Origin of the sequence: Halomonas sp. ALS9 (genome assembly GCF_001651035.1) — a bacterium.
Lineage (GTDB): Bacteria > Pseudomonadota > Gammaproteobacteria > Pseudomonadales > Halomonadaceae > Vreelandella.
Map to the genome: position 1 here is coordinate 87,894 of NZ_LXRG01000201.1, position 12,866 is coordinate 100,759.

A 12,866-nucleotide genomic window follows, 5' to 3' on the forward strand; every position below is an offset into this window, starting at 1 on the left:
GGTATAAAACTTGCTTGTTGCTACCATAGCGTTATCAATAGATAGCGAGTATCGAGTTTTGGCAAACCCGGTATTATTTTATAAATTCAAACAAATACAGAAAGTTAAGGCGTCAACCAAGCAATATTGAGCGTATTTGACGCTCCTGGGAGTCCCCATGACCACGCTCGACAGCGCATTTGCACCAAAAAGATGCATCCAAGAAGCGTTTGATGCCGATGAGCATGCACAAAACCTGACGCGCTGGCAGCAGGAATACGACCAGCTCAGTCCGGGAAGCTTCTATGGTCGACTGGATGAAGTGGCATTAGAAACCATGCAAGTGTTCAAAGAGCATACCGGGCAAGCACTACGTCAGGACTGCCGGGTGTGGCCTAACTCATTATGGATCGGGCTTCCCACTACTCGCCAGGGGGCGCGTATCAATGGTCAAGCGCTTAGCACGGGCGAGGTAATGTGCCGCCCCGGCGGGCGGGATTTTGAACTGGTCACCCCAGAGGATTTCGATATCTACGGGTTGGTGATTCAATTACCAGCATTAGCAGAGGCCGCCCAACGGCAGGGTGTGAGCTTGGATAAACGCTGGCAGGTAAGGCCGCGACGCCAAGCTAATAAGGAAACGCTTAATGCCGTGTCGTTTCTTATCGAGCGTTTACTCACCTGCCAAACCCTGGCGATTGCCAGTCATATTCATCAAGACATACTGCTAATGGCGCTACTGGAACTGCTGCAAACCGACCAGCCTGGCGCTGTGTTGCCGCCCAGCTACGCCCATCGCAAGGAAGTGGTTGACCGCGTTAAGCGTTATGTTGACAAACACCTGGATGGCCCTGTGACCATGGAGGAGCTTTGCCAACTAACTCATGTGAGCCGCCGCACCCTGCAGTATAGCTTTACGACTATTTTAGGCATCAGTCCACTGCAGTTTTTACGCCTAACGCGGCTGAATCGCGTGCGGCGCGCGCTAAGAGCGGCGTCACCAGAGCAGTCGGTCACCGACATAGCCACTTATTGGGGATTTTGGCATCTGGGTCAATTCGCCCACGACTATAAACAGCAGTTTGGGGAGTCGCCTTCGCAGACGCTGCATGCGAAAGCGTTTTGAGCAACTCAAAATAGCAGATAGGCAATACAAGCCAGCCTCTCGGCCGGCCTGATTAAACGTGCGGTACTGGTTAAAATCGCCAGTCGTTGAAAGTGATCATTAGCTTAGCTAAACGTAGGCAGATGTTTGGATTCACGCCCTGGAAGACCATAGTCAAACCAACTGTGGTGCGCCTTGCTGTCGTCCCAAATGTGGTAGTGCAGTTGCGAAAGCATCACAGGGTCATCGAGAAAATCCAAACGCTCTAACCGACTCATTGCCGCAGGCCCCATCCTTACTCCGCGTGCAACCCGCTCGGCTCGACGTCGGCGTACTGGCTCAACATCGGTATGCCGTGATGTGCCTAGGGAAGTTGCCAATGCATTGGGCACGGGGTCTACCACCACTTGGGCAAAAGACGGCGCCGCCATTCCTGTGTTCATGCGGGAAAGCAAACTCACCATACGCCGCAGTACCCTTGGGGGTTGCGTTTCTTCGGGAATCCGGAACAGCCGCTTTCGAAAGCAGAATCGTCCTAACGAGACACGGCTCGAGAGGGCCGACACCGGAATGGATAACATTAAAGAAACGACGATGGGCGAGAGCCACCACAGAAATGTGGGTTCCATAACGTAAACCCCCGCTGCCCACACGGCCCCTATCAAGGTTTGGCTCCAATGAGCACGGAAGGCATCACCCCACGTCGTGTCACTATTTTCCCGCGATGGCGAGCGCCATTGAACCGCCCACCCCATTAATGATGTCAATACAAAGCGGGTGTGGAATAGCATTCTGACTGGCGCCAATAGCATCGAGAACAGCGACTCAAGCACCATGCTCGCTAACACCTTGAGTGGCCCGCCAAATTGTCGGCTACCCTGTACCCACACCAGCAATACGCTGAGCAGCTTAGGCAAGAACAGCAGCAGCGCCGTCACACCGAACAATCCCACCGCTAACATTGGATTCCATTGCGGCCAAACAGGAAACATCATCCCCGGTTCAGGAAAGTAGTTGGGAGTGGTAAAGGTATGCACGGCTAAAAGTGCGGTAGAAAGGACTAAAAAAAGACACCATAGCGGCGCAGAAAGATAGGACATTAAACCGGTTAGGAAAACGGCACGGTGTACGGGATGAATGCCTTGCGAAAAAAACAGCCGGAAGTTCATCAAATTGCCGTGACACCAGCGCCTGTCGCGATTGAGCTCATCGAGCAGGTTAGGTGGCATTTCTTCAAAGCTGCCTTCCAGATTATAAGCAATCCATACCCCCCAACCGGCGCGCCGCATCAGCGCCGCCTCAACAAAGTCGTGGGATAAAATCTCGCCCGACATTGAGCCTTTACCAGGCAGTGGCGCTAGGATGCAATGCTGCATAAACGGGGCTAAGCGAATGATCGCGTTATGGCCCCAATAATGCGACTCGCCTAACTGCCAAAAATGCAGTCCAGCGGTAAACAACGGCCCGTAAACCCGCGTCGCAAACTGCTGCATGCGGGCGTACAAATTGAGACGGCCGGAAGCGCGGGGCGCCGTTTGGATAATGCCAACATTTGAATGCACCTCCATCATTTGCACCAGCCGGGTAAGGCATTTGCCACTCATGACGCTATCGGCATCCAGCACCAGCATATAGCGATAGAGCGCTCCCCAGCGGCGGCAAAAATCGTCAAGATTACCGCTCTTGCGTTTGACACGGCGCTGTCGACGGCGATAGAAAACCTGCCCGAAAGCTTCCAGATCGCGGCACAACACCAACCATGCATAGGTTTCTTGAATGGCAATATCAGGGTCGGAGGTATCGCTCAGGATGAAGATGTCAAAATGCCGATCATTACCCGTGCTACGCAAAGACTCCAGGGTGGCGCGCACCCCGGCAAATACCCTTGCAACGTCCTCGTTACAGATGGGCACCAGCAACGCTGTGCGTGCCTCATCATCTATCGGCTCGTCACCCACCTCGCTATCAATGGCGTAGCGGTCATGGCGTCGTAATAGCTGGAAAAACCCCATCAAGGCCGTCCAAAACCCTGCGGATACCCAGGCGAATAGCAGTACAAACAGTGACAAAATAGCGATCTCAAGCCACTGCAGGCCTTGGCCAGGGAGAACGGTGCGCATCTGATTGGCGGCGATGATACTTTGACCAAAAATCAACACTAATAAAATCCAACGACGCCTTGAGGCGACCCACTTCCAAGAAGCGGAGGGTGATGCTCTTTTGCGCCGACGAACATCACCGCTAGCCCAGCGCTTGAAGCGTCGGCCAATATTCACGAAAGGATTGGTCGACCACTGTTGGGGGGCCAACGGCGTTCGCTTCATCGCTGGCGCAGTGCGCAGTCGCGTAATGCCCGATGTGTCCGTTGACAGCACCTCTGGCGGCGCGAGAGGCGGCTCCGCATAGGCAAGCGCCAAGCGCCGCCCCACCGATAAAGCCGCCGGATCATTATTTTCGCCGCTGTGGCCTTCATTATGGCCTTCGGCTTGGCCATCACAATGATCCTCACTACGCTCACCTAGCGCAGCATGTAGAGAAGCCATTTCGTGCTTATCAAGATCACCGACCAGTAACTTGTAGCGCTCCTCACGATTCTGGGTCTCCAACGCCAACCGCTCTAAATAAATATCCGTTGGCGTTGCCTGTGAAGAAGACATTTTCTCAGCCATTGGCGGGTAGCCTATAGTACCAAGTCTCAGATACTTGCTTGCCATCAAGCATTAGCTTGGCCCTGATATCCAAAGGCTGGTTACCGTTATTGCGCTTCACGTTGACAAACACACGCCAACCGTTAGTGGCTGGATTATGCACAACGCGGCTAGCGGCTAATTCGCCATTATCGCCCACGCTTGCATCAACGCTTATGTTTGCGCCGTTGCCGATACCCTCAAGCGAAGGCCCGACAAAATCGAGGACGAAGGCGAGTGTACCGTCTGGCTCCCGCACTAGGTCATCGCGAATCACCTCACCCCGTGAACGACGTGTCTCTTCAACCCATGCAAGCTGAGGGTCAAGATGACGGCTTTCATTAGTGGTGAATATAATGCGGTAATCGAACGCCAGCGGCGTTCCTGGCTCATGGGGCTCATCCGCTAGCCACATCGATACGATGTTATCGTTGGTCTCGTTGTCTGTCGGAATCTGAATCAGCTCAACACTACCTGCCCCCCACTCGTTGAGCGGCTCAACCCAGGCGCTTGGACGCAGATCATAGCGTGCATCAATATCCTGATAATCGCTAAAGCTATGGCCACGCTGCATCAGGCCATAACCGCGCAACTGAGGCGTTGTATGTCTATTCATCATTAATCTGGCCGGATTGGCTAGCGGGCGCCACAGCCAGCCATTCTGGGCATCATCGATTAATAGGCCATTCGAGTCATGGATTGCCGGCATATAGTGTTGTGTCGATGAAGGCTGTTCCGGGCCGTAAAGGTACATACTGGTTAGCGGTGCTATTCCCAGTTTCTCGACTGGCCTACGCAAATATAGCCGCGACTGTACGTCGACTAAAGTGCCTTCACCGGGACGAAGCACGAAGCGGTAGGCTCCCGTAACGCTAGGCGAGTCAAGCAGGGCGAAAATCGTTAAGTACAGGCTTTCTGGGCTGGGCTCGACGATCCACATTTCGCTAAAGCGGGGGAATTCTTCTCCCGAAGATAATCCCGTATCTACGGCCAACCCACGCCCTGAAAGACCGTAAACTTGGCCTCTGCCCACAGCGCGAAAATAGCTTGCCCCCAGAAATACCATCACTTCATTGCTATCAGCACCATTGAGTGTGTGGTTGATTCTGACGCCAGCGATACCAACGCCATCGCTATGCTTAACATCGTCCGAGATGCCTAAATCACCGTAGGTAAAGTCGTCAGGATTATAAGCAAAGCTGTGAACTTCCCCTTCCGAATCAATACTGTTCAACTGGATGGAACTGTCGTAATGCATCCCTTCATGGATAAAACTCAGGGTAAAAGGTGCATCATTACCGCTCCATACGTCGCGATCTCGCTTGAACTGTATTTGCGCATACTCTGCATAGCTGAGTTCGCGCAGCTCGTCTGGCAACGATGTTTCTGGGGGGCGGTAGCCCTGTTCGGCTAGTTCCTCTGCTCTTCGGGCGACATCATCGAAGCCAAACGCCAAAGCCTCAACAGGGAGGCTTCCAACCAGTAGCCCGCCTAGCACGGCTGCTGAAAAAAAACCTTTGCGGCGTGAAAGGTTATTTCGCTGGGTCGATTCACTCATTTAGCGTAATGCTCCTGTACAATCCTTTGACTGAATTCAAATCCGCTTATTTGCCGAACCGACATACGAATAGCGTCCATTCGATCAGCTAAATGCGTCCTTTTACTATTACTCATCATCGCCAAAGTACACACCGTGAGCGCATATGAAGATGAGATTACAGCTTAGGTATAGCATGAGTCTAGACTACTTGGCACCCTGACTGGCTGGGCTTTTTGAAAGGACTGAGGAAAAAATTAGAACGGGCTCAAGTCGTTGAGCCGCTTCAACGGCCGCTATACTTGGCGGGCGCCTTTCGCAAACGCTTAAGGCAAAATTGATCTACTGATTTAGCGAAGCCAGCGCTGGGAGAACTGGTCGGCAGTCAATGGCCGATCAAAGCAGTAACCTTGACCCTGAGCACAGCCCAACGCCAGCAACGCGGTAATTTGATCTTGGTTTTCTATACCTTCCGCAATGGTCTCAAGGCCCAGCGTGTTCGCCATGGCTATAATCGTCGCCACAATGGCTCGGTCATTGTCACTGGTAAGCATATCGCGGACGAAAGAGATATCAATTTTGATTTTGTCAGCAGCGAAGCGCTTCAGGTAAGCAAGCGACGAATACCCGGTGCCAAAATCGTCAATGGAAAGCCCTAGCCCTTTGCTCTTTAACACTTCAGTGATAGCAATCGCCTTTTCAGGATTCTCCATAATGCCACTTTCGGTAATTTCCAGACTCAGTTGTGATGCTTCAATGCCAAACTGGGCACAGCGATTGAGCACGCTAGCCACTAAGTCCTCCTCTTCAAATTGCTGGGCGGCAATATTGATCGCCAGCTGCCCATGCATGGTGTGTCCCTGCTCTCGCCATGCAGCAAGCTGCCTGCAGGCTTCCTCTATTACCCAACTGCCGAGCGCAACGATCATGCCGCGTTCCTCAGCAATAGGTATAAATTTGCCCGGCGAAACGTCGCCAAGCTCCTCATCGTGCCAGCGACAAAGGGCTTCAGCGCCAATCAGCCTTCCGCTGTGTAAATCTACCTGGGGCTGAAAGTGCAGACTCAGCTGTTTTTCTGCAATGGCAAACGCTAAGCGTTTGGCGATATGCAACTGTTCAGCGACGACACGCTCCATCCAAGGCTCAAATACACACAAGGGAAGCTTTTGCCGTTTCGCTTGATACATGGCAATGTCTGCGTGTTTTAACAGCTCTAAAGGCGTTGCCGCATGCTGGGGATAAAACGCGAGACCGATTCCCACCGAGAGTTCGAAAGAGTGCTGCTCAACAATAAACGGCAGCGCGATGCTGTCCCACAGCCTCTGCGCGGTGGCTAACGCGCCGTTTGCCTCGACGCCAGGGCAAACTACCACGAACTCGTCGCCGCCTAACCGGGCCAGGTACTGCCCCTCCGTTAAGGTGGCGACAAAGCGCTCGGCAACGGCCTTAAGGACTAAATCACCCAGGTCGTGCCCAGCGGTGTCATTAATCTCTTTGAAATGGTTAAGATCTAACAACAGTAGCGCCAGTTCAGCGGTCTGAGTATCAGTAACCACCTGCTCTAAATGACGCATAAAGGCAGCGCGATTGGGCAATTGAGTGCCGGGATCACAAAAAGCGAGTTGGCGAATGCGTACTTCATCTTGTTGGCGTTCAAGCTCTGAAGCCGCCCGCGCGGCGAATATTTGCAATACGTTGCGCACAACAGCCACATCGGCCAGCGGCTGTTTAAACATAACACCAATAAGCCCCATGGGCTGTCCATGGCTATTATCCAACCGTCGCCCTACATAGCCGTTTACCCAACTTAACGCGCCATTGGTTTCAGTAGGCAGCATAATGGCGGCGCCATCGTGAACGATACACTCCTGCTCCACCATCACCTTGTGGCAGGGAACACCAGGAAGATAGTAGGCAAAATTGCTTTGCCGCTGACCATTTACATACAGCGTTAAAGTATGTGCAAAATCAGCATCTCGCTCATTCAGCAGCGCAATAAAGCCTACCTCGGCAGATAACGCCTCGGCCGTGTGAGCGGTAAGTTGATGCAGAAACGCTTCGCCATTTTCAGCCGAAACCGCAGTCGCTACGCTAACCACGGCGTGCTGAAAACGTTGCTGCTCATTAATAGTGTTGATCAGTGCTTCATTGCGTTGGCCAATGCGCTGCAGCGCCCGCTGTTTATATAACAGGCGTTCGCGTGTCTGACTTTCCGCTAACTGACGCGCCAACTCGACGCCAGCTAACGCCGCAGCGATACGCAGCACTTCATCGGCATACGAAGGAAGCCCCAAAACAGAGGAGTGCATCAGCGCAATAACACCCAAAAAACCGCCACCAGGCGCAGCGATGGAAACCCCCAAATACCCCTCTGCTCCCAGGGCAGCCAGGCGTTGATCATCTGGAAACTGCTGCTGAACGTGGGAGGCTACAAACAATCGTGAGTGATCAGCGATCTGCTGGCATGGTGTGCCTCGTAGCGCATATGGGGCCGTTTCAATGAACACATCCTGCGACCACGCCGCCAGCGTGGTTACAATGCTTTGGTGGCTATCGACATGTTCAACAACAGCATGATCAACCCCAAGGATATCCGCTAAGGACCTCGCAAGGTGCTGAAAAAAACCCTCTTCACTGACGCAGGACAACTTATCCGCCAACTGTCGAAAAACCTCTGGTGCAGAAGTAAGTGGCATGTTATTAAGCGCCTTCAGATTTACACATCAAGCTTCTCTCGCTCATCCTGATAAGTTTCTGTGGAAAAAACACACCCGTCGCCCTATTAACGCTTTATGGCAAATGATTAAATGCTAAAATTTTTAAATGGAAAACCACTCATTGTCTAACAACACCTCACATTAAAACCATTAAACAATTTTTAAAAAAATACTAAAGCCACTCGGTCATTAACATTTAAAGACATTCAAGCACTATGCCTATCGATACACGCTTAGCTATTCATTTCATAGCTGTAGGCTTTTATCTATATGTCCATATACATCTACATATTTATGATTATTTGGCTACCCAATCAACTTCCCGTCACTGCACCAAACATTTCAGAGAGTAATCTAATGAAACAAAAAGTAACTATCAGCATCCAAATCAACCTTAGAGGATGATATTCAACCTAAACAGTCCTTCATGTCAATAGGTCGTTCCTCAACCATCTAGGTCTAATGGAGGGCATTGTGAATAAAACAGAACAGAAACGGCTAGCGGGCAGTATTGGCCGGGCCATTGCAAAACAGCGGGTTCGCAGTCACTTAACCCAGGAAGAAGTTGCTGAGCGCTTAGGTGTTGGCAATGAAGCCGTTTCACGCATTGAGCGTGGACGGGTGATCCCCAATATTGTGCGCTTAATAGAGCTTGCTGAAATTTTCAACTGCGAAGCTGCAGAGCTGTTTGGACAAGCCAGTTTTCATATCGATGATCAGTCAAGCAGAATGAAACAGCTTCTAGCCCCCTTAAATCAAAATGATCGCAAACTCGTTATAGATATTGTTGAAAACTTAGCCGCTCGTCTTCAGAAGGGATAATGATATTTAATGAGAAAACGCGTCACTACCATACCAAAAACAATCAAAGTTTATTACTTATACTCAACAATAAATATACTAATGTCACGCTACTTTTAACCTTAACACAGAAACTAAAAATGACTAACCACATATAACTCTACAACACTAGTTTTATAAAATAACAGGCATAACAAGAAAACTCGCGATTGGTTGAATGATTACTTTCATGCTATAGGTAGTCTGATATCGGCAGTCAACACCCGCCGTTCAGCAATCGCAGCGTTGCGCTGCTAAGAGGTGTTATGCTCAACACTACCGCGTGGAATCGCCTACGCTACACTTTTTACGCACCTTTTTACGATGTGGTCGCCGCTCGGGCGTTTCGCAGGCCGCGGCGTATTGCGCTTGGCCAAGTAGATTGGGAGCCAGGCATGCGGGTGCTGCTGGTAGGGGCTGGTACAGGGTTAGACCTGCCTTTTTTGCCTCACGATATTGAATTGCACGCCACCGATATCGCTCCGGCCATGGTGAAACGCACAGCCAAAAGGGCCGAGGCGCTGCGCCACGATGTGGAGTGTAGTGTGATGGACGCCGAGGCGCTCAGCTACCCTGACGAGCACTTTGATGCTGTCATCATGCATCTCATTATTGCGGTCATGCCAGACCCACAGCGAGGACTTGCCGAAGCGTACCGCGTGCTAAAACCCGGCGGGCAGCTATGTGTAATGGATAAGTTTCAACCCGACGACCAACCTGTGGGAGCGGGTCGACGTCTTCTAAATGGCGTCACATCGGCACTTGCGACTGACATTACTCGCCAAGCACAGCCATTGCTCAGCGAGGCGGGGTTCCAGATTCGTCATGACGAGCCAGTGCTGATGAATGGCCTATTTCGAGCACTGCTGGCCGCCAAGCCAGCGCCTTCTAGCCGTTAAACGTGTGACTTTTTACCGCTGCCTCAACGCTAGCGATCGCTAAGTAAACTACCTAAGCTGTCAGGCTATTTTACCGATACCACTCGGACTCAAACCAATGACAGCCCACTCCCCTACCCGCACCGGCAGACTGCTCTTTGCCCTCATTAGCCGCCTACACTTATATATTGGCCTCTTCATCGGCCCTTTTATTCTTATCGCGGCGTTATCCGGCATTGCCTACTTACTCAGCCCGCCACTTGAAGAGTGGTTCTACCATGACACCCTATATGGCGTTACTCAGGGCGAGCCTCAACCGCTTGCCGAACAGATCGCTGCAGGGCAGCGCTATCTAGGCGTTCCAACCTTACCCAGCGCGGTACGCCCCGCACCAGAACACGGCGACACCACCAGGCTGATGTTTAGTGAGCCAGGTCTCGGCCCTTCAGAACATCGCGCATTGTTTGTTGATCCGATTTCGCTCGCGGTGACTGGTGATACAACGGTTTACGGCACCAGCGGAATACTTCCGCTGCGCACAGCGATTGATCACTTTCATCGCCAGCTGTTAATGGGTGATATAGGCCGTCTATATAGTGAACTGGCTGCCTCTTGGCTCTGGGTTGCCGCGCTGGGTGGCCTCATGCTGTGGGTTTGGCAACGCCGCACGCTAAAAGCACGCTCAGGGCCCCAGGCAACCCGCCGACGCCACGCAACACTTGGATGGGTCTTATCGCTCGGGCTGCTGTTCTTTTCTGCCACGGGGCTTACTTGGTCACAGTGGGCGGGCAGCAATATTGCCGAGCTGCGGCATGCATGGGGCTGGAGTACCCCAAGCGCCTCAACAGCGCTGATCGATACCGATACCCAACCACACGATGAACATGCGGAACATCGCGGCCACATGGCCATGGTCTCCACGGCCATCGCATTAGACGACTTTGATCGAGCGCTTAGCGCTGCCCGCCAGGCGGGCCTAAACGCAGCAAGACTTCAGCTTACGCCCCCGAGCGGCCCTCAGCAGGCGTGGCGGGTAGCCGAAATTGATCGCCAGTGGCCTACCCAAGTCGACCAAGTAGCACTGCATCCGCACAGCATGGCAGTGACCGATCAAACCGACTTCACCACGTTTCCTCTGGCAGCCAAACTCACCCGCTGGGGGATTGACCTGCATATGGGGGTATTGTTTGGCATTGTTAATCAAGTCGTGCTGGCATTGATCGCCGCAGGGCTTGTGACGTTGATAATATGGGGCTACTTGATGGCATGGCGGCGGTTGCGCACGGTAAGTGGTCAGCGCTTTCCCACAGTGACTGAACCTTGGCTAATGCTACCGTTTACAGCCAAACTAAGCGTGCTGTTTGTCGCTATCGTGCTAGGTATGGCGCTGCCTGTATTGGGCGTCAGCTTAGCGGTTTTCATCGTGATTGATGCGCTGCGATGGTATGTTAAACAACGCAACAGCGCACACCGCCAACTCACTGAAACGAGGTGAAAGATGCCAAAAGCCCCCGTTAAACGCTTTCGCCGGTTACCCGATGACGAGCAATCACGCATTATCGAAATGGCCTGGGAAGACCGCACCCCGTTTGAAGCCATCGAAACGCTGTTTGGCCTTGCCGAGCCCGATGTGATTGAGGTGATGCGCCACCAGCTCAAACCCGCTTCGTTTCGCCTATGGCGAAAGCGCGTCACCGGCCGCGCCACCAAACATAGTGCATTGCGTTCACCCGATGTGCTACGGGGCTACTGCCCGACGCAATATAAGCGCTAAGACTCACTAACCAATGGGCAACTGATCCCCACCTCTCCAACTTAGGTCTTTATCTAAACGCACCTTTATTGTTATATTATCACATAACACAAAACCCGTTTAGAGGTGACCTAGCAATGACCGCATTTTCTCCCCTACCCGTGACAGTGCTCTCGGGTTTTCTTGGTGCCGGTAAAACCACCGTGCTCAATCATATTCTCGCCAATCGTGAAGGTCGTCGCGTAGCGGTAATCGTCAACGATATGAGCGAGGTGAATATCGACGGCGCGTTGGTGCGCGGCGGCCCTGGCGAGTCGACGCTGGATGGCGATGTGGCGCTTAATCGCAGTGAAGAGCGTTTGGTAGAGATGAGCAACGGCTGCATCTGCTGCACCCTTCGCGAAGACTTACTGGAAGAAGTCAGCCAGCTGGCCCGGGAAGGCAAGTTTGATTACCTGGTAATCGAATCTACCGGCATCTCCGAGCCGCTACCGGTGGCAGAAACCTTCACCTTCGAAGATGAAAGCGGCCAGAGTCTTTCCCATGTTGCACGACTGGATACGCTGGTCACGGTGGTGGATGGTGCCAACTTTCTAGAACAGTACCGCGAAGCGCAGAGTCTTGCCGAAGCAGGCGAAAGTCTGGGTGAAGACGATGAGCGCAATGTCGCCGACCTGCTGGTCGATCAAATCGAGTTTTGCGACGTGCTGCTGATCAGCAAAACCGACCTGATTAGCGCCAAAGAACTAGACGCTTTAAAAGCCATTTTACGTTCACTTAACCCCGATGCGGAGCTGGTGCCGATCACCCAAGGTGGCGTGCCGCTGGATAAAGTACTGGATACCGGCAAGTTCAATTTCGAGCGCGCCCAATTGGCGCCAGGCTGGTTAAAGGAGATGCGTGGTGAGCACGTTCCCGAAACCGAAGAGTATGGCATCGGCAGCTTCGCCTACCATGCTCGCCGACCCTTCCATCCACAAAAATTCCACGACTTGCTTAATCAAGAGTGGTTTGGCAAAGGCCTACTTCGCTCGAAAGGTTTTTTCTGGTTGGCAACCCGTCCTCAAGCCGCAGGCCAGTGGAGCCAAGCAGGCGGTATCGCTCACCATGGCCCGGCAGGTGTGTTCTGGAAAGCGATTCCCGAAGAGCGCTGGCCAACCGACCCCGAAACCCGCCAGTTTATTATGGAGAAGTGGCAGGAGCCGTTTGGCGACATGCGCCAAGAGCTGGTGTTTATCGGCCAGAACCTGGATCAAGCAAAAATGCGTGAAGCCTTAGATGCCTGCCTGCTAAGCGAGGCAGAACTGCTGGAAGGAATGAAAGCGTGGAAGCAACTGCCCGACCCCTTCCCCGCTTGGGAATAAGTTATA

The 12,866-nt window shown here is 52.5% G+C and carries 9 protein-coding genes; 6 read left to right on the plus strand and 3 right to left on the minus strand.

What is annotated here, in order from left to right; all coding sequences use genetic code 11:
• The first annotated feature begins 157 nt into the window (after nucleotides 1–157).
• Nucleotides 158–1,105, plus strand: coding sequence for a helix-turn-helix domain-containing protein (locus A6R74_RS18275; protein WP_064235904.1), 948 nt, complete (start codon nucleotides 158–160; stop codon nucleotides 1,103–1,105).
• A 104-nt stretch (nucleotides 1,106–1,209) separates the two neighbouring features.
• Here the strand turns inward: A6R74_RS18275 and mdoH are convergent, their stop codons facing one another.
• The 3 genes from mdoH to A6R74_RS18290 form a co-directional block, all read right to left on the minus strand.
• Nucleotides 1,210–3,741 carry a glucans biosynthesis glucosyltransferase MdoH gene (gene mdoH, locus A6R74_RS18280; protein ID WP_240488268.1) on the minus strand — a complete coding sequence of 844 codons (2,532 nt, stop codon included), beginning with the start codon at nucleotides 3,739–3,741 and terminating at the stop codon, nucleotides 1,210–1,212.
• 4 nt (nucleotides 3,742–3,745) lie between these two features.
• Nucleotides 3,746–5,329, minus strand: a complete 1,584-nt coding sequence (locus A6R74_RS18285; RefSeq protein WP_082906743.1) for a glucan biosynthesis protein G — start codon at nucleotides 5,327–5,329, stop codon at nucleotides 3,746–3,748.
• 329 nt (nucleotides 5,330–5,658) lie between these two features.
• Nucleotides 5,659–8,004 carry a putative bifunctional diguanylate cyclase/phosphodiesterase gene (locus A6R74_RS18290; protein WP_064235906.1) on the minus strand — a complete coding sequence of 782 codons (2,346 nt, stop codon included), beginning with the start codon at nucleotides 8,002–8,004 and terminating at the stop codon, nucleotides 5,659–5,661.
• 495 nt (nucleotides 8,005–8,499) lie between these two features.
• Here A6R74_RS18290 and A6R74_RS18295 point away from each other — a divergent pair, with 495 nt between their 5' ends.
• The 5 genes from A6R74_RS18295 (at nucleotide 8,500) to zigA (ending at nucleotide 12,860) form a co-directional block, all read left to right on the plus strand.
• Nucleotides 8,500–8,847, plus strand: coding sequence for a helix-turn-helix domain-containing protein (locus tag A6R74_RS18295; protein WP_064235907.1), 348 nt, complete (start codon nucleotides 8,500–8,502; stop codon nucleotides 8,845–8,847).
• A 284-nt stretch (nucleotides 8,848–9,131) separates the two neighbouring features.
• Nucleotides 9,132–9,764 (plus strand): class I SAM-dependent methyltransferase, encoded by a 633-nt coding sequence (locus tag A6R74_RS18300; protein WP_064235908.1) that lies wholly within the window; start codon nucleotides 9,132–9,134, stop codon nucleotides 9,762–9,764.
• Between the two features lie 97 nt (nucleotides 9,765–9,861).
• Nucleotides 9,862–11,238, plus strand: a complete 1,377-nt coding sequence (locus tag A6R74_RS18305; RefSeq protein ID WP_064235909.1) for a PepSY-associated TM helix domain-containing protein — start codon at nucleotides 9,862–9,864, stop codon at nucleotides 11,236–11,238.
• 3 nt (nucleotides 11,239–11,241) lie between these two features.
• Nucleotides 11,242–11,517, plus strand: a complete 276-nt coding sequence (locus A6R74_RS18310; RefSeq protein WP_064235910.1) for a TIGR03643 family protein — start codon at nucleotides 11,242–11,244, stop codon at nucleotides 11,515–11,517.
• Between the two features lie 116 nt (nucleotides 11,518–11,633).
• On the plus strand, nucleotides 11,634–12,860 hold the full coding sequence (gene zigA / locus A6R74_RS18315; RefSeq protein WP_064235911.1) for a zinc metallochaperone GTPase ZigA: 1,227 nt from the start codon (nucleotides 11,634–11,636) through the stop codon (nucleotides 12,858–12,860).
• The last annotated feature ends 6 nt before the right edge of the window (nucleotides 12,861–12,866 follow it).